Origin of the sequence: Saccharothrix tamanrassetensis (assembly GCF_014203665.1) — a bacterium.
Classification (GTDB): Bacteria; Actinomycetota; Actinomycetes; order Mycobacteriales; family Pseudonocardiaceae; genus Actinosynnema; species Actinosynnema tamanrassetense.
This window is the reverse complement of record NZ_JACHJN010000009.1, coordinates 99,315-116,504: the sequence shown is the minus strand read 5'-3', so window position 1 is coordinate 116,504 and position 17,190 is coordinate 99,315. Positions and strand designations below refer to the sequence as shown.

Below are 17,190 nucleotides of genomic sequence, written 5' to 3'. Positions count from 1 at the left end.
TGGCCACCGCGCGCGACTTTGGAGGGGCGGATGGCCTGGCAAGAGGACCTGGCGGAGCTGGACAGGACGTTGGCGGAGGGTCGGATCAGTGCCGACGAGTACCGCAGGCGTCGTGACGAGCTCTTGGCTTCCGCCTCGGGCGCCGGCCCGCAGCAGCCCCAGCAGGGCGGTGGCCCCTTCGGCGCGCCGTTCCGCTGGGAGGCGTCGCCGCCCAACCAGCAGAACCCGAACCCGGACGCCACGCAGGTGGTGAACACCGGCCAGCCGCCGGTGCCGCCGGTGCCGCACAACCCGAACCCGGACGCGACCCAGGTGGTCACCGGCCAGCGCCCGGCCGACGCCGACCGCACGCAGTACGTGCGCCCGGTCGCGCCCCCGCCGAACCAGCTGCCGCCACCCCACCAGCAGCCCCCGCAGGGCGCCTGGGGCGGTGCCGGCGGCGCGCCGGTGAACACCCCGCCGTGGGGCAACGATCAGGGCTTCGGCGTGGTCGGCGAGCAGACGCCGAGCTGGATCGCCCAGGGCCCCGAGGTGTTCGACGAGAGCGGTGGCGGCGGCGGCAAGAAGTGGCTGGCGATCGTCGGCATCATCGTCGTGCTGGCCCTGATCGGCGGCGCCATCTGGTTCTTCACCACGCGGCCGGCCGACCAGACGGGGCAGACGGGCGGTCAGACGACCAGCTCGACGGCTCCGACCACGACGACCACCAAGCCGAAGGACGGGCTGGAGGTCGCCAAGCTGCCGGGCGTCGCGCAGGACCAGTCCGGCGTGAAGAACTTCGCCGACGTGGTGTCCGGCAAGCTGCTCACCGAAGAGGAGAACCAGGCGTACCTGGCGGCCGGCGCGGGCCGCAGCAGGCTGGCCGGCTCCGTGGTGTCGGGCGGCGCGATGTACACCCAGATCCTGACCGTGAAGACGAACGGCGTGGTCGAGGCGAAGACCGCCCGCGACGCGTTGGGCGTGCTCCAGGCGAAGTACGCGATGCAGCCCTACACCGGCACCACGCCGGCGGGCGTGACGGCGTTCCAGGTGGCGCCGGCCGGCGAGAGCCTCGGCGCGGTGCGCGGGCACTACGTGACGAAGGACGTCGTGGTCCGCGTGCAGGTGGCGGGCAAGGACATGGCGCAGCTGACGAAGGCGTTCGACGAGATCATGCTGGCCCAGCTCGAACAACTCCCCGCGGATGCCTGACCGGCGGACCGCGGGCAGCACAGCAGTAGTCGGCGGCGGGCCGGACGCGGCGAGCGTCCTGGCCCGCTCCTACTTGCGGCACCACCCCGACCACGCCTTCGTCGTCCTGGTCGCGGACGTCTGGGATCTCGCCGCGGGAACCGCGGGCGATTCCGAACCCACGGCGAGTGCGGGGCTCACGGGGAGCTTCGAGCCGGGTGCGGTCACCGTGTTGTCCGCACGCGATCTCGGCCTGCCGGCGGACGACTACCTGCGCCTGGCCACCTGCGGCACGTCCGAACAGCTCGTCCAGGCCGCCGCCCCGCTGCTCGTCCGCCGCCTGCTGGCCACCCACGACCTGGTCGTGCACCTGGGCGCGGACTCCGTCGTGCTCGCCCCGCTGCCCGACTTCGGCGACGGCCTCACCCTCGTCCCGAAACTGCTCCACCCCCTCCCCGACGACGGCAGGCACCCGGCGCGCGTGGGCGGGTTCACCGAGAACTTCGTCGCGGTCGGCCGCAGCGGCGAATCCTTCGACACCGAGGCCTTCGTCGACTTCTGGGCCGACCGCACCCGCGCCGACCTGCTCGCCGGGTCGCCGGAGGGCTGGGCCGCCGATGCCGCCGCCCTCTTCGAACACCGGGTGGCGCGTGACCCCGGCATCGGCGTGGCCGCGTGGAACCTCCACGAACGCGAACCCGCCGGCACCCGCCTGATCGACTTCACCGGCCACGACCCGGAGCAGCCCTGGCTCGCCGCACGCGACCACGACCGGGTCCTGCTGTCCGAACGCCCCGAGTGGCGCGCCGTCTACGACCTGGCGCCCCGGAGACCCACCCGGGCCTCGAACTTCGACACCTTCGGCGCTTCCGGCACCAGCACCGACGGCAGCACCAACGGCAGCACCGACGGCGACGGCGACGGCGAGAAGATCACCCCCACCATGCGCGAGGTGTTCAAGGACGCCCTCCGCGCGGCGGCCGAGCCGGACCCGTTGGACACCCGCCCGAAAACCCTCCCCCCGCACCCGTTCGACGGCGACGGCAGCGCGTTCAAGGCCTGGCTGACCTCCCCCGCCACGCCCGCCCAACGCGCCTCGGGCATGAACCGCCTGCTGCACGGCGTGTGGCAGTCCCGCATCGACCTGCGCGCCGCCTTCCCCCGCCCGCTGGACGCCCTGGACCCCGGCTTCCGGGACTGGTGCACCCGCCACGGCGTCGACGAGGGCATCCCGACCTGGGCGCTGCCCGTGCCGCCCCGCGAGGTCGCGCCGCCGGTCGACGCGTTCGGCGTCAACGTCGCGGGCTACCACACCGCCGAGCTGGGTATCGGCGAGATGGGCCGGGTCATCCTCAACGTGGTGGAGGCCGCCGGCATCCCGCACGTGTCGGTGGTGGACGAGCACTCGGTCCGGGGCACCGCGCGCACCGGCGTCGCCGCGCCGGACTCGGTGGGGCGGCCCAGGTACCCGGTCAGCCTGATCACGGTGAACGGCGACTTCACCCGCCCGCTGCTGGAGGCCGACCCGGAGGTCGGGCACGGCCGCTACCGGATCGGGTTGTGGGCGTGGGAGCTGGCGGAGTTCCCGGCGACCATGCACCACTTCGGCTTCGTGGACGAGGTGTGGACGGTCAGCGACTTCGTGCGCCGGGCGGTCGAGCCGCACTCGCCGGTGCCGGTGCGGACCGTGCCGATCCCGGTGGTGGAGCGCGCTCCGGTGCGCGCGGAGCCCCGGCGACCCGGTGAGACGACGGGGTTCCTGTTCGCGTTCGACTTCAACAGCACGGCCCAGCGGAAGAACCCGTGGGGCGTGGTGACGGCGTTCCAGCGGGCGTTCCCCGGGCGGACCGACGTCAAGCTGGTCATCAAATCGACAAATGCCCATCTCCACACCGGGGCGGCCGAGCGGTTGCGGCTGATGACCGCCGACGACCCGCGCATCACGCTGGTCGAGCGCTACCTGGGTGCGGGCGAGCTGGCCGAGCTGTACGCGACCAGCCACGCCTACGTGTCGCTGCACCGCAGCGAGGGCTTCGGGCTGACCGTGGCCGAGGCGATGATGCGGGGCCTGGCCGTGGTGTCCACCGACTACGGCGGCACGAGCGAGTTCGTGACACCCGCCGTCGGCTGGCCGGTCCCGCACACCATGACCGAGGTGGGCGAGGGCTGGCCCCCGTACCAGCCGAACGCCCGCTGGGCCGACCCCGACCTGGACGCCGCCGCGCGGGCCATGCGGGAGATCGCCGACGACCCGGACGAAGCGCACCGCCGCGGTCTCGCCGCCCGCGAGCACCTGCTGCGCACCCGGTCGTTCGACGCCGCCGCCGCCTGGCTGCGGACCCGGCTCGACGCCGCCCACCGCACGTGGCTGGCCCGCACCACGCCGCCGCACCGCCCGCCGCTGGTGCGCGCCGCCCGCCGGGTGCTGGGCCCGGCCGCCGGTCCGATCCGGCACGCGCTGGGCCGGGTGGAAGCCATACTGGACCGGCGATGACCGCTCACCAGGAGTCCCGTTCCGAGACGAAGTTCGTGCTGCCGCCCGTGCACGAGTCGCTGCTGCCGACCGAGCACGCCCTGCACCGCCCCCGCCACGGCGCGACCCAACGCCTGTCCCTGATCTGCGCGGTCGTGTTCCTCACGCTGCCCGCGGTGGCGTTCGTGCTGGGCGTGCGACCGCGCGAGTTCGAGAACCGGGCGCTGACCGCGTTCCCCGGCGTCACCGAGATCTCCCGGCTCCAGGGCTGGGCGTCGGACCACCTCCCGCTGCGCGAGCAGGCGATCGGCCTCTACGACGACATCAGCCGGGGCGTGTTCGGCGAGCCCCCCGCGCGACCGAAGGCGGACACGGGCGGTCCGCCGATCCCGACCGAGACCTCGAAGCCCGCGAAGCCGAAACGGCCGCCGGTCACGTTCCCGGACGTCGTGGAGGGCACGAACGGCTGGCTGTACCTGGGCAACGAGCTGGCCGGGCACTGCTCGCAGGCGCTCACCACGGACGAGGTCATGCAGCGGATGCGGGCCCTGCGGGACGGCGTGACCTCGTCCGGCCGGCGGTTCGTGGTGGTCATCGCGCCGGACAAGGCGACGCTGTACCCGCAGAACCTGCCCGCCGACCTGCCCGGCCGGGAGTGCCACCGCGAGGTGGTGGACGAGTTCTGGAAAGCCGTGGCGGGCGAGGACTACCTGCTCGACGTGCGCAAGGACCTCAAGGACTGGGGCGAACGGCTCGGCACCCCGGTGTACGGGCCGGTCGACGCGCACTGGGGCGAGGAGGGCGGCGTCGTGATGGCCCGCCGGATCGCCGAGGAGCTGCGCCCCGGCATCAGCTCGAAGTGGCGGGTGGACGAGGGGCCGGCGTGGCAGGCGGCGGCCGACCTGCCGCCGCTGATCGGCCGGACCGGCACCACCACCGGCCTGTCGTACCTGATCCGCCCGGACGGCAGGACGAACCAGACGCGCGACAGCACCCCCCGCGAGTTCACCACCCCGATCCGGCTGAACACCGCCACCGGGCCCGGCACGTACGGCTACCGGGTGGGGATGCTCAGCGACTCGTTCACCATCCGCACCACCAAGTACCTGGGCAGCGTGTTCGGCGACCTGACGATCATGCACCACGGCAACCTGGCGGCGGACCGCGGCGAGGCGGCCGGGAAGATGCTGGCGGACAAGTCGACCGTGGTGGTCGAGGTCGCCGAGCGCAGCCTGGTGTCCGGCTCGCTGAGCCTGCTCAACCCGGTGATCGCGGACGCCGTGGTCAAGGAGCTCAAGGCCAAGCCGATCCGCTGACCACGGCCCGGCGGCGACCTGGCCCGGCGTGGCGTTCGACTCGGTTGCGGCGATCGGGCTCGAGGGCCGCGGCGGCTGTCCTAGACTGCCGCTAGCCGGCGCCTTCTCGTCGGCGCATCGCCTTCGCCTTCGTTGGACGGTCCATGTCGCACGCACGCCTGGCGGACGCCATCGTCCGTCTGGAGAAGCACCGGAACCTCAACCTGCCGCTGCGCTCGCGGGACCTGTTCGGCAGATTCCTGTTGCGCCTGCTGTGGAAGCGGCAGCTCAAGTGGCAGGTCGACTTCAACCTCGCGGTACGGGACGCGGTCGACGCGCTCAGCCAGGGCGGCGGTCGCGCGGCGGCCAGCGAGGACCTCGCCGCCGAGGTGGAGAAGCTGCGCACCGCCGACCAGAACATCATGGCGGGCCTCAACCAGCGGCTGTACGCGGCGATCGGCGGCATCCGCACCGAGGTGACCGACCTGCGGCTGCGGCTGGTGGACCGGGAGACCGCGGCCGACGACATCGGCGCCCGGCTGGACCGGATCGAGCGGCGGCTGGCCGAACTCGACTCGGCCGCGCTGGACACCCGGCTGCGGCACGCCCAGCTCGACCTGTTCCTGGACCAGGCGCGGGCCGCCGCGCCGCGGCCGGCCGAGGTGTCCGCCGCGCCGGACCGGTCGTCGGCGCTGGAACTGCCAGTGGCGCACCTGCTGGACGGGCCGGTGGACGGCACGCGCTCGGCGCGCGCCGCGTACCTGCCGGTAGTGCGGGCCGCGCACGGACCCGTGCTGGACGTGTCGCCGAGCCGGGGCGAGTGGCTGGAGGTGCTGCGGTCGGCGGACGTGCCCGCGTCCGGGGCGTCGGCCAACCGGTTCGTCGTCAAGCACTGCGGTGAGCTGGGGCTGTCCGTCGAGGAGGCCGATCCGCTGGACGTGCTGGCGCGCACCGCGAAGCGCTCGCTGGGCGCGGTGACCGCGTTCCGGTTCGTCGAGCGGCGGGACGCGGCCTCGCTGTCCCGGTTCTTCGACCTGGCCGGGCAGGCGCTCAAGCCGGGCGGCGTGCTGCTGCTGGAGACGCCGAACCCGGACGGGCCGGGCATGGCCGACTTCCACGTCGACCCGTTCGCGCAGCGGCCGGTGCACCCGACGTTCCTGCGGTTCCTCGCCGAGGTGGCCGGGTTCTGCCGGGTCGAGGTCCGGTACCCGGACAGCGGTCCGCTGGACGGCTGGCCCGCGACCGCGGCCCCGGACTCGGCGCGGGCCGGCCGGTACTGCCTGCTCGCGTGGACGTGACCGTGCGGGTCGGGATGTGGAGCCCGCTGCCGCCCGAGCGCAGCGGGATCGCGGACTACACCTACGAGCTACTCGGACCGCTGGCCGACGAGGTGGCGGTGTCGGCGGTGTCCCGGTCGGCGGACGCCTCCGCGCCGGTCCCGCTGGTGACGCCCGCCGAGGCGGACGGGCTGCCGGTGTACCAGATGGGCAACCACGCGGGCGTGCACTCGTGGATCTACCGGCAGGCGCTGGCCGTGCCGGGTGTGGTGGTGCTGCACGACACCTCGCTGCTGGACTTCACCCAGGGCTACCACGGCGGGATCGGCACGCGGGGCTTCCGGGACGAGGTGGCGTTCGCGCACGGCCCGATCTGGGGCGACCCGCAGGACCCGGCGCTGCTCAACGGGTGGCCGGCGGTGGAGGCGGACGGGCCCCGCTACCTGGACGCGATGACGCTGACCATGGAGCGGCGGCTGGTGTCCGCCAGCCGGGGCGTCATCGTGCACGACCCGTACTCGGCCGCACGGCTGCGCACGCGGTACCCGGGTCTGCCGGTGGCGGTGGTGAACTCCGGCGCCCCGGTCCGGGACGACGCCGACCGCGCGTCGGTGCGCGCCCGGTTCGGCTGGCACGACGACCACGTGGTGTTCGGGGTGTTCGGCGGCTTCAACCGGATCAAGCGGATCCTGGTGGTGGTGCTGGCGTTCGCGCAGGTGCGGCGGCGGTGGCCGCACGCCCGGCTGCTGATCGCGGGGCACGTGGACTACCCGGACGTGCACGCCGACGTGGTGCGGGCGCTGGAGCAGTACGGGCTGGCGGACGCCGTGCGGATGGAGCTCAGCCCGGCCAAGGACGACTTCGAGCAGCTGATCGGCGCGACCGACGCGGTGGTGAACCTGCGCTGGCCGACGGCGGGCGAGACCAGCGCGGTGATGATGCGGGCGTTCGGCGCGGGCCGGGTGGTGATCACCAGCGACCTGCCGCAGAACCGGCACTACGACGAGGAGTTCTGCTGGCGGGTGCCCACGGAGCCGCGGGCCGAGGCGGAGGGGCTGGCGGCGCTGCTGGAGCAGGTCGTCACCGAGCCCGAGCGCGCCCGTTCGGCGGGCGGGCTGGCCCGGGACTGGGTCGCGCGGGCCGCGTCCTGGCCGGTCGTCGCGCGCCAGTACCGCGAGGCCCTGGAGACCGCGGCCGACGGCGCTCACGCACCGGGGATCGACGCACCGGTGGGCGTCGGCGCGAAGCGGCAGCCGCTGAGCAACGTGGAGATCGTGGAACGGTCGGCCACCGCGGGCGTGAACCTGTTCGCCGACATGCGGGCCACGACCGGCCTGTCCGAGTCCTTCCGGCGCGCCGGGACGGCACTGCTGGGCACCGACGTCGGGCTCACCTACACCGAGTTCAACTCGCGCGCGCCGGTCCGCACCGTCGCCGTGCCGCGCGAGCTGTCCGAGCTGCGCGGCGGCAAGGACTACCCGGTCGACCTGTGGATGGTGAACCTCAACGAGTTCCAGCTCATCCCGGACAGCTCGCTCGACCGGTACACGATCGCGCTGTGGGCGTGGGAGCTGCCGGAGATCCTGGACTACACCCTGGTCCAGCTGCCCCGGCTGGACGAGCTGTGGGTGGTGTCGTCGTTCGTGGGTGACGCGTTCCGGACCGTCACCGACATCCCGATCACGGTGGTGCCCAACGTGATCCCCGAGGTCGAGGCGACCCCGGACCGGGCCCGGTTCGGGCTGGACGAGGACGCGTTCGTCGTGCTGTTCACGTTCAGCTCCTCGTCCAGCGACGCGCGGAAGAACCCGTGGGGCGTGATCGACGCGTTCCGCCGGGCGTTCCCGCCGCACGAGCGCGGGACGAAGGCGCACCTGGTGATCAAGGCGATCGACCTGGACATCTTCCCGCTGATGGCGGCGGCGCTGTCGGACGCGGTGGCGGGCGTGAACGGCACGCTCGTCGCCGACGACCTCAGCCGGCCGGAGATGGACTCGCTGCTGGCGTCGTGCGACGTCTACGCGTCACTGCACCGCTCCGAGGGCTACGGCCTGGGGATGGCGGAGGCGATGATGCTCGGCAAGCCCGTGGTGGCCACCGGCTACGGCGGCAACACCGACTTCATGCCGCCCGGCGCGGCGGCGACCGTGGGCTACGACATCAGGCCGATCACCGAGAAGGACCACCGCTACGACAACCGCTTCGCCGACTGGTACCGGCCGGGGCAGCTGTGGGCCGAGCCGGACGTGGCGCAGGCCGCCGGGTGGTTGCGCAGGCTCGCCGACAGCCCGGAGCTGCGGGCGCGGATGGGTGCGCGGGCGCGTGACGCGATCCGGGCGCACAGCGGGGCGGACGCGGTCGGTGCCGTGATGCGCGAACGGGTGCACGAGATCTACCGGACCGGTCTGCACCTGGGCGGCGTGCACCGGGACATCCGCGCCAAGTGACCGCTCCGCGGACGCCCGACCCGGTGCGGCCGGGTCGGGCCTGACCGGGTCGCCCACCGGAGCACCAACCGGCGCCCGAAGCCACGCCCCGGATCGCTCGGCCGGCCGGACCGGTCGGCTGATCGAACCGATCGGCAGACCGGACCAGTCGGTTGACCGGACCGCTCAGCCGATCTCCAGCTCCACCAGGCGCGATTCCAGCGCCGCCAGCCGCCGGTTCGCCCTGCCCAGCTGCACCTCGGCCTCGCTCAGCGCGACCCGCAGCTCGTCGATGTGCGCGGCGTCCTTGGCGCGCGCCTCCTGCGCCTCGTGCACGGCGCTCTCCAGCCGCCGGATGTACCCGATCTCCGCCACCCGGGCGGCCCGCCGGTCGGCGAACTCCGCCCGCACGAACCCGTCGAACACGTTCGCCGGAGCGGCCAGCACGTCGAGCGCCTCCGCGTCGGACTCCCGCGCGTAGAACCGGTTGAGGCCGTCGAACAGCGCGCACCGGTACCCCGCCGCGGTCATCAGCGGCTCCCAACCCGAGTGGTTGGGCTTGGGCGAGCCCGGCTCGGTCGCCTCGACCACCACCACGCGCGGCTGGTGCCGGTCCCAGTCCGCGCCCTCGATGACGGCCTGTTCCGCGCCCTCGACGTCGATCTTCAGGAAGTCGACCGGTCCGGGGTGCTCGTCGAGCACGTCCGCGAGGGTCCGCACCTCGACCTCCACCTCCTCCACCGCCAGCTCCGACCGGTAGGCCGAGGCGAGCGAGGAGTCCAGGGTGGACCAACCGGACCGGTCGGCGACCAGGTGCAGCGTGGCGGTGCCGTTCTCCGCACCGATGGCGACGGCCAGGGTCACGTCGTCGGGCCTGGCCCGTCGCAGCCGGTCGGCTTGCGCCGGGATCGGCTCCAGGTTGATGCCGCGCCAGCCCAGGTCGTAGAAGTGCTTGGTCACCGAGTCCTCGACGGCGTCGGCCGCGCCGACGTCGACGTAGCGACCGGTGGTCCGCCCGTGGAACAGGCGGGCCAGCACGACGTCCTCCCCGTTCTGCGCGTACGAGATCACGACATACCGGCCTTGCGGGCTTCCACCTCGAGGTCGTGGTCGACCATCATCGCGACGAGGCCGGCGAAGTCGACCTCCGGCTTCCAGCCCAGCTCGTCGTGCGCCTTGGACGCGTCGCCGACCAGCAGGTCCACCTCGGCCGGGCGGAAGAAGCGCGGGTCCTGGGTGATGTGCTTCTCCCAGTCCTCGATGCCCGCGTGGGTGAACGCGGCGGCCACGAAGTCGCGCACCTTGTGCGTCTGGCCGGTCGCGATGACGTAGTCGTCCGGCTGGTCCTGCTGGAGCATCTGCCACATGGCCTGCACGTAGTCGCCGGCGAAGCCCCAGTCGCGGCGCGGCTCCAGGTCGCCGAGCACCAGCGTGTCCTGCAGGCCGAGCTTGATCCGCGCCACCGCGTTGGTGATCTTGCGGGTGACGAACTCCAGGCCGCGGCGGGGCGACTCGTGGTTGAACAGGATGCCGGAGCAGGCGTAGAGGCCGTAGCTGTCCCGGTAGTTGACCGTGATGTCGTGGCCGAAGACCTTCGCCACGCCGTACGGCGAGCGCGGGTAGAACGGGGTGGTCTCGCGCTGCGGGGTCTCCCGGACCTTGCCGAACATCTCGGAGCTGGAGGCCTGGTAGAACCGGATGGGGTTGTTGGTGCTGCCGCCGGCCATGCGGATGGCCTCCAGCATCCGGAGCACGCCCAGGCCGGTGACGTTCGCGGTCAGCTCGGCCTGCTTGAAGCTGAGCGCCACGAACGAGATGGCCGCGAGGTTGTACACCTCGTCGGGCTGCGTCTGCTCGACGGCTGCGATCAGGCTGGTCAGGTCCTGGAGGTCCGCGGACACGATCTCCACGAACGGCAGTTCCTGCTGCACCAACTCCGCACGGGGGTTGTTCTGACCCTTGACCAGGCCGAAGACCTCGTACCCTTTGCTGTTCAGGAGTTCGGCCAGGTATCGGCCGTCCTGTCCGGTGATACCGGTGATCAATGCACGCGCCACCGAGCAAGGATAGCGGCGGCCCCGCGCACCCCCTCACCCGATCCGGCAAGCCTACCGAGGTAGCGGTTGGCGGTGGGGAGGGCAGGCAACCCCGCTCCCATGCGAGACGTCTGTTCCGATGACATGGGCAACCCGACCGACCGGAGACTCAGATGTGGCTTGCTGTGAGCCTGGTCACCTTGGGAGCGGTCGCATTTTCGTTCCGCACCGTTCGGACGCTGCGGTCCGTATCGAAAACCGCCCGGGATCGTGGCCACATTGGGACAACAACGTCCACCTAGGCCCTATGGCGGATTGTGCGCTTGCCGTACGATCTTTTTCGGGTCACCAGACCTGTGCCTGCTAGGGGACCTCACAACAGAGGTAGGTGCGTCATGGATCTCGCACTCAGCAAGGTCATCGAGCTGCGCGAGAGCGGTTTTCAGTTCCTCCACCTCCGGGACGAGGACGGGCAGCTCGATCGCATCATGGCGTTCAAACAACGCCGCGGCTTCATCGACTCGATCCTGTTCTGGTCCGAGACCGAGGCCCGCGCGGGCCGCCTACCTGCGGTTCGGGACAGCACCCGGGCCGCCCAGGCGGTCTGGATCTACGAGGGTCCGCTCGTGGAGGCGGTCGAACGGCTGCTCGACCTGCCGGAGCCGGGGGCCCGCAACGCGCCGACGCTGATGAAGCGGACGGCCTCCGATCTGGCCGTCGTGACGACGCTGCCGTTCAAGCTGAAGCTGCCGCCGGGCGCTATCGCCTGAGCCTCCCACCCGATCCCAGCCCCGCGCGAACAACGCGGGGCTTGTCGCCGTGGTCACCCTGAGTACAATTTCCCGGCACGCTCATCGCTTTCCGTAGTGGGAATATGCACCCTCTCGACAAGCCGCCGGAATGGAAGACCAAAACGACCGATACGGTCGGTTACCGGGGCTATAACAATTCCTCATACTCTCGGCTTATGGGCGGCGCGGGCTGACCAAACCGGATTCGTAGGCGAGCACCACGAGTTGCGCCCGATCCCGCGCCCCCAGTTTCGTCATCACCCGGCTCACGTGAGTGCGGGAAGTGGCCGGGCTGATGACGAGGTGCTCGGCGATCTCCTCGTTCGAGAGGCCACCGGCGACCAGCGCCAGGATCTCCCGTTCCCGCGCGGTCAGCTCGCGCAGCGCCTTCGGGTCCGGCCGGCGGTGCTCGGGACGCGCCGCGAATTCCTCGATCAGGCGACGGGTGACGCTCGGCGCGAGCAGCGCGTCACCCTGGGCAACCACCCGCAGGGCGCGCAGCAGCTCCACCGGGTCGGTGTCCTTGAGCAGGAAGCCCGACGCCCCGACGCGCAGCGCCTCGAACACGTACTCGTCCACGTCGAACGTGGTCAGCACGAGCACCTTCACGTCCGGCAGCTCGGCGCAGACGTCCCGGGTCGCGGTCAGACCGTCGGTGCCCGGCATCCGGATGTCCATCACCACCACGTCCGGGCGGTGCTCACGGGCCAGCAGCAGCGCCTCCGCCCCGTCGCCCGCCTCGCCGACCACCTCGAACCCGTCCTCGGTGTCCAGCAGCAGTCGGAAACCCGCCCGCACCAGCACCTGGTCGTCGGCCAGCACCACCCTGATCACGCGCCACCTCCCACGGCAGAACCGCCCGAACCTCGAACCCGCCCCCGTCGCGCGGCCCCGCCCGCAGCTCGCCGCCGAGCGCTTCCACCCGTTCCCGCATGCCCCGCAGCCCGGTGCCCGCGCCCTGCGGTGCGGACGTGCCCGAACCATCGTCCTGCACGGTCAGCTCCAAGGCGGACCCGGTGCGGCGGAACGTGATCGTGATGGCGGACGCGTCGGCGGCGTAGCGCATGGCGTTGGTCAACGACTCCTGGACCACCCGGTAGGCCGCCGCGTCCACCGGCGCCGGCAGCTCGCCCGGCTCGCCCACCACCCGGGCCGCCGGCACCGGCGCGACCAGTTCGTCCAGCCTGCTCAACGAAGGGACCGGGGTCGTCCCCTCGCCGCTGCGCAGCACGCCGAGGGTCGCCCGCAGGTCGTCCAACGCGTGCCCGGACGCCTCCTTGATCGCCTTGAGCGCCTTCACCGCCTCCTCCGGCCGCCGGTCCGCGACGTGCGCGGCGACCCCGGCCTGGACGTTGATCATCGCCAGGCTGTGCGCGACCACGTCGTGCACCTCGCGGGCGATCCGCAGCCGTTCCTCTTCCACCTGCCGGTCCCGCCGCTCGGCGACGCGCACCCGTCGCAGGGAGAGCACCGCGATCGCAGGTGCGGCGATCAGCGGCCCCCAGTGCCCGGTCACGTAGTACAGCCAGGTGGACACCCCGGTGACGCCGATGACCGCCACCGGGAAGCGCCGACGCCAGAGCAGCGGCACGAACGTCGCCGCGAACCACACCCACGCCAGCCAAGCCACGGCTCGACCGTACGGGAGCGCCACCGGGCACGACATCGGCCGCCGAGCGGGCTTCCCGGGTACGTCAGCCGTCGTACGCCGGGGTCCTGTGCCGGGGTTGCCGCCGGGGATCGCGTCGGAGATCGCCGCCCAACCGGTCGGGGCGGTGTGGATCACCGGTCCGGGTGAAGAAGTCCACTCGGACGAATTAGCGAGCTTGATCCGACCCCCCGGACTACGAAACTTTCCGCCACATGAACCTCAGGAAGACCATCGCGGGGGCCGCTGTCGCCCTCGGCGGCGCCGCCGTCATGCTCGGCCTGGGCAGCGGAACCGCCAGCGCGGCCGGTGCCGACCTCCAGTCCGCCCCGGACCTGGACACCGAGCTGGGCAAGGTCGGAGGCGTGGACGACATCGCCGCGATCGACACCACCGACGGCGCGGGCAAGATCAAGTTCCTCAACCTCCAGAACCCGAACGCGAAGGCCGTGGTCACCAACCTCGACGGTCAGACGGTCTCGTCCCTGCTGGGCTACGACAACAGCGCCGCGCCCTCGGACGTCGACCTCGGCGCGGACATCTGACCCGCACCCCCCAGCCGGAACGGTCCCGGCCCCCTCCCCCTCGGGCCGGGGCCGTTCCAACCCCTCGCGCAGTGCGCGGGTACGTCGGTGGTGCGGCGTCACGACCCGACGCCACGGACCCGGCTTCTCGCGAACCGGCCCGGCTCCTGTCGAACCGGCCCGGCTTCGAGAGCCGGGGTCAGCGACCCGCGGCGTAGCCCTGGTTCCCGCGCGGGTTGGCCGCACCGCGCAGCAGACCGTCCCGGGCGTCCCGCGCCACGGCCGACATCCGCCCCAGCGTCCACGCCCCGGAGTCCAGCACCGAGTGCCCCCGCTCCCGCAGCGACCCGATGGCCTCCGCACCCAGGCGCGACTCCACCACCACCTCACCGGGCGTCCACCCGCGCGGGTAGAACGAGCTCGGGAACGCGTTGGTGTGCCACATCGGCGAGTCGATGGCCTCCTGGAGGTTCAGGCCGCCCACCGTGTGCGCGAGCCAGAACCCGAGCTGCCACTGGTCCTGCTGGTCGCCACCGGGCGTGCCGAAGGCCAGCGCGGGCAGCCCCTCGCGCAGGGCCAGCGACGGCGACAGGGTGATCCGGGGCCGCTTGCCCGGTGCGAGCGAGTTGGGCAGGCCCTCGTCGAGCCAGAACATCTGCGCCCGGCTGCCCAGGCAGAACCCGAGGGACGGGATGGTCGGCGAGGACTGGAGCCAGCCGCCGGACGGGGTGGCCGACACCAGGTTGCCCCAGCGGTCCACCACGTCGACGTGCACGGTGTCGCCCTTGACCGCGCCGGTCCGCGAGACCGTCGGTTCGCCGAGGGCGCCGCCTCCTTCTTCCCCGGCAACGGGACTACCCGCCAGAACGTGCCCGGCGAGCACCGCCTTCAGCCCGTCAGGTGAGCCGGGGCGCAGCTCCAGTGACGCCGTGTCGCCCACCAGGCCACGTCTGGCCTCGGCGTACTCCCGGGACAGCAACGTCCCCAGCGGGACGTCGCCGCTGTCCCCGTACCAGGCCTCACGGTCCGCGAACGCCAGCTTGGCGCACTCCACCGCCAGGTGCACGGTCTCCGCCGTCGGCACGCCGTCCACGTAGGACAGCCGGTCGGCGAACCCCTCCAGCAGCAGCAACTGCTGCAACAGCACGGGCCCCTGCGACCACGCCCCGACCTTGGCCACCGTCCAGTCGCCGAAGTCCGCGGTGACCGCGTCCTCGTAGGACGCCTGCCACCCGGCCATGTCCTCCCCGGTCAGCAGGCCGGCGTGGTCACGGCCCGAGTCGTCCCGGTAGGCGGTCCGGCAGAACTCCTCCACCTGCGCCGCCACGAACCCCTGCGACCACGCCCGCCGCGCCGCCTCGATCTGCGCCTCGCGGTCCGACCCGGCGGCCTCGCCGGCCGCCAGCAGCCACTCCCAGGTGTCGGCCAGCTTGGGGTTGCGGAACCGCTCGCCCGGCCGGGGCGCCTGCCCGCCGGACAGCCACAGCGCCGCCGAGGACGTCCAGTGCTCGCGGAACAGCTCGGCGACCAGGCCGATGGTCGCGGAAGCGCGTTCCAGCATGGGGAACCCGTCGCGCGCGTACCCGATGGCGTAGCCGAGGACGTCCCGCAGCGACTTGGTGCCGTAGTCGCGCAGCAGGGTGAGCCAGCCGTCCCACGCGCCGGGCACGGTGGCCGCGAGCAGCCCGCTGCCGGGCACCAGGCCCAGCCCGAGGTCCCGGTAGTGCCCGATGGACGCCGCGGCCGGCGCGACGCCCTGTCCGCACAGCACGCGCGGCGTGGTCTCGCCGGCGGCGGCGAACACCACGGGCACCTCGCCGCCCGGTCCGTTCAGGTGCGGTTCGACCACTTGCAGGACGAAGCCGGCCGCGACGGCCGCGTCGAACGCGTTGCCGCCGTCCTCCAGCACCGCCATGCCCGCACCGGAGGCGAGCCAGTGCGTGGACGCGACCATGCCGTGGGTGCCGACGAGTTCCGGGCGGGTTGTGAACACGCGGACAACCTACGTGGGCGTCCCGCCTTTCGTTAACCCTGCTAACTGGATCGTTGCCTGATGGAGGGGCAGATCGGAAACCTTCTCAGCTCGCCGCGGCGGGCTGCCGGCGACCTGGTCCGCCCAGCGCCAGACCGGCCCGGTGCAGGGCGTCCGCGTCCAGGTGGTTGCGGGTGTCGAGGACCACCGCGCCGGTCATCAGGCCGGCGACCCGCACCCAGTCCAGGGTCCGGAACTCGGGCCACTCGGTGAGCAACACCACCGCATCGGCATCCCGCACCGCCGCGTACGGGTCGTCCACCACGGTCATCCCGACCAGCGGCTGCCGGATCTCCGGGTCGTGCGCGACCAGCTCCGCGCCCTCGAACGCGAGCAGCTCGGCCACCGCCAGCGCGGGCGAGTCGCGCAGGTCGTTCGTGCCGGCCTTGAACGCCAGGCCGAGGATGCCGATCCGGGCGCCCGCCAGCGTCCCGCCGACCGCGTCCCGCACCTTGTCCACCACCCGCCGCTGCTGCCGCCGGTTCGTCTCGATGGTGGACCGGACGAGGGCGAAGTCGACGCCCACGGATTCTGCGATCCGCACCATGGCGTGGGTGTCCTTGGGCAGGCACGACCCGCCCCAGCCCGGTCCCGGCCGGAGGAACGACTGGCCGATCCGCCGGTCGTAGCCCATGCCGTCGGTCACCGACGACACGTCCGCGCCCACCAGTTCGCACAGCTCGGCGACCGCGTTGACGTAGGACAGCTTCATCGCCAGGAAGCAGTTGGCCGCGTACTTGACCATCTCCGCGCTCGCCGCGTCCATCAGCACGGTCGGCGCGCCGAGCTTGGCGAACAGCGCCGCGACCCGTTCGGCGGCCTGCGGCGAGTCGGAGCCGACCACGATCCGGTCCGGGTGCAGGAAGTCCCGCACCGCGCTGCCCTCGCGGAGGAACTCCGGGTTCGACACGACGGCCACGTCCTCGCGCCCGAGCAGCGCCGCCACCCGCGTCGACGTGCCCACCGGCACGGTCGACTTGCACACCACGACCGTCCCGTACGGGAGGACTTCCCGCAGGTCACGGGCCACCGACTCGACCGCGGTCAGGTCGGCCGCGCCGCCCGCGCCCATCGGCGTCGGCAGGCACAGGAACACGACCTCCGCGTCCGCCACCGCCGCCCGCGCGCCCTCCACGAACGCCAGCCGCCCGGCCGCCCGGCCCTCGTCGACCAGTTCGGTCAGGCCGGGTTCGAGGATGTCGACCTGCCCGGCGCGCAGCCGGGCGACCTTCAGCGCGTCCACGTCGGCGCACACGACCCGATGACCGAGGGAGGCCAGGCAGGCTCCCGTCGTCAGGCCCACGTAACCCGTTCCCACGACCGCGATCCGTCGGACGAACATGTCGCAGACGGTCGCAGCCGAAGTTGGCCGTGGGACGAACTGGAGTTGTATGCGGAGAGTGAGGTAGGTAGTCCCCCGGGTGTAGACCGAAACCCACTTGCGGCGGACGCGGAACCACCCTGCTCAGGAGCAAGGTGCAGGTATGGAACTCGTGCTGATCACGCTGCTGTTCGCGG

At 72.5% G+C, this 17,190-nt stretch carries 13 protein-coding genes; 7 read left to right on the top strand and 6 right to left on the bottom strand.

Going from position 1 to position 17,190, the window contains the following annotated elements; genetic code table 11:
* The first annotated feature begins 30 nt into the window (after positions 1 to 30).
* The 5 genes from FHS29_RS26485 (at position 31) to FHS29_RS26465 (ending at position 8,662) form a co-directional block, all read left to right on the top strand.
* Complete coding sequence (locus FHS29_RS26485; protein WP_184695048.1) at positions 31 to 1,191, top strand: flagellar basal body-associated FliL family protein; 1,161 nt, start codon at positions 31 to 33, stop codon at positions 1,189 to 1,191.
* The gene (locus tag FHS29_RS26480; RefSeq protein WP_184695046.1) at positions 1,184 to 3,664 is read left to right on the top strand and encodes a glycosyltransferase family 4 protein; all 2,481 of its coding nucleotides are present in this window, start codon (positions 1,184 to 1,186) and stop codon (positions 3,662 to 3,664) included. The genes FHS29_RS26485 and FHS29_RS26480 overlap by 8 nt, the downstream gene beginning before the upstream one ends.
* A complete protein-coding gene (locus FHS29_RS26475; protein WP_184695044.1) occupies positions 3,661 to 4,959 on the top strand; it encodes an alginate O-acetyltransferase AlgX-related protein in 1,299 nt (432 codons plus the stop codon). Before FHS29_RS26480 ends, FHS29_RS26475 begins: the two co-directional genes overlap by 4 nt.
* Before the next feature lie 143 nt (positions 4,960 to 5,102).
* Complete coding sequence (locus FHS29_RS26470; RefSeq protein ID WP_184695042.1) at positions 5,103 to 6,236, top strand: class I SAM-dependent methyltransferase; 1,134 nt, start codon at positions 5,103 to 5,105, stop codon at positions 6,234 to 6,236.
* Positions 6,237 to 6,250: 14 nt separating this feature from the next.
* Positions 6,251 to 8,662 carry a glycosyltransferase family 4 protein gene (locus FHS29_RS26465; RefSeq protein ID WP_184695504.1) on the top strand — a complete coding sequence of 804 codons (2,412 nt, stop codon included), beginning with the start codon at positions 6,251 to 6,253 and terminating at the stop codon, positions 8,660 to 8,662.
* A gap of 165 nt (positions 8,663 to 8,827) precedes the next feature.
* Here the strand turns inward: FHS29_RS26465 and FHS29_RS26460 are convergent, their stop codons facing one another.
* Both FHS29_RS26460 and gmd read right to left on the bottom strand, forming a co-directional pair.
* Positions 8,828 to 9,712 carry an FkbM family methyltransferase gene (locus FHS29_RS26460; RefSeq protein ID WP_184695040.1) on the bottom strand — a complete coding sequence of 295 codons (885 nt, stop codon included), beginning with the start codon at positions 9,710 to 9,712 and terminating at the stop codon, positions 8,828 to 8,830.
* Positions 9,709 to 10,698 carry a GDP-mannose 4,6-dehydratase gene (gene gmd, locus FHS29_RS26455; RefSeq protein ID WP_184695038.1) on the bottom strand — a complete coding sequence of 330 codons (990 nt, stop codon included), beginning with the start codon at positions 10,696 to 10,698 and terminating at the stop codon, positions 9,709 to 9,711. The genes FHS29_RS26460 and gmd overlap by 4 nt, the downstream gene beginning before the upstream one ends.
* 374 nt (positions 10,699 to 11,072) lie before the next feature.
* On the opposite strand from gmd, the gene FHS29_RS26450 reads away from it, so the two are divergent.
* The gene (locus FHS29_RS26450; protein ID WP_184695036.1) at positions 11,073 to 11,447 is read left to right on the top strand and encodes a hypothetical protein; all 375 of its coding nucleotides are present in this window, start codon (positions 11,073 to 11,075) and stop codon (positions 11,445 to 11,447) included.
* 195 nt (positions 11,448 to 11,642) lie between these two features.
* Here the strand turns inward: FHS29_RS26450 and FHS29_RS26445 are convergent, their stop codons facing one another.
* On the bottom strand, positions 11,643 to 12,287 hold the full coding sequence (locus tag FHS29_RS26445; RefSeq protein ID WP_221456684.1) for a response regulator: 645 nt from the start codon (positions 12,285 to 12,287) through the stop codon (positions 11,643 to 11,645).
* A complete protein-coding gene (locus FHS29_RS37820; RefSeq protein WP_312865108.1) occupies positions 12,169 to 13,098 on the bottom strand; it encodes a sensor histidine kinase in 930 nt (309 codons plus the stop codon). Before FHS29_RS37820 ends, FHS29_RS26445 begins: the two co-directional genes overlap by 119 nt.
* Positions 13,099 to 13,331: 233 nt before the next feature.
* Between FHS29_RS37820 and FHS29_RS26435 the strand changes: the two genes are divergently transcribed.
* Positions 13,332 to 13,661, top strand: coding sequence for a hypothetical protein (locus FHS29_RS26435; protein WP_184695033.1), 330 nt, complete (start codon positions 13,332 to 13,334; stop codon positions 13,659 to 13,661).
* Between the two features lie 178 nt (positions 13,662 to 13,839).
* On the opposite strand, the gene FHS29_RS26430 is transcribed toward FHS29_RS26435, so the two are convergent.
* The gene (locus FHS29_RS26430; RefSeq protein ID WP_184695031.1) at positions 13,840 to 15,633 is read right to left on the bottom strand and encodes a gamma-glutamyltransferase family protein; all 1,794 of its coding nucleotides are present in this window, start codon (positions 15,631 to 15,633) and stop codon (positions 13,840 to 13,842) included.
* 85 nt (positions 15,634 to 15,718) lie between these two features.
* A complete protein-coding gene (locus FHS29_RS26425; protein WP_184695029.1) occupies positions 15,719 to 17,014 on the bottom strand; it encodes a UDP-glucose dehydrogenase family protein in 1,296 nt (431 codons plus the stop codon).
* Positions 17,015 to 17,190 lie beyond the last annotated feature (176 nt).

What these genes read in the sequence shown, in the direction of transcription:
- FHS29_RS26485 (WP_184695048.1), top strand. Translation starts at nt 31, where the DNA reads ATGGCCTGGCAAGAGGACCTGGCGGAGCTGGACAGGACGTTGGCGGAG.
- FHS29_RS26480 (WP_184695046.1), top strand. Translation starts at nt 1,184, where the DNA reads ATGCCTGACCGGCGGACCGCGGGCAGCACAGCAGTAGTCGGCGGCGGG.
- FHS29_RS26475 (WP_184695044.1), top strand. Translation starts at nt 3,661, where the DNA reads ATGACCGCTCACCAGGAGTCCCGTTCCGAGACGAAGTTCGTGCTGCCG.
- FHS29_RS26470 (WP_184695042.1), top strand. Translation starts at nt 5,103, where the DNA reads ATGTCGCACGCACGCCTGGCGGACGCCATCGTCCGTCTGGAGAAGCAC.
- FHS29_RS26465 (WP_184695504.1), top strand. Translation starts at nt 6,251, where the DNA reads ATGTGGAGCCCGCTGCCGCCCGAGCGCAGCGGGATCGCGGACTACACC.
- FHS29_RS26450 (WP_184695036.1), top strand. Translation starts at nt 11,073, where the DNA reads ATGGATCTCGCACTCAGCAAGGTCATCGAGCTGCGCGAGAGCGGTTTT.
- FHS29_RS26435 (WP_184695033.1), top strand. Translation starts at nt 13,332, where the DNA reads ATGAACCTCAGGAAGACCATCGCGGGGGCCGCTGTCGCCCTCGGCGGC.
- FHS29_RS26425 (WP_184695029.1), bottom strand. Translation starts at nt 17,014, where the DNA reads ATGTTCGTCCGACGGATCGCGGTCGTGGGAACGGGTTACGTGGGCCTG.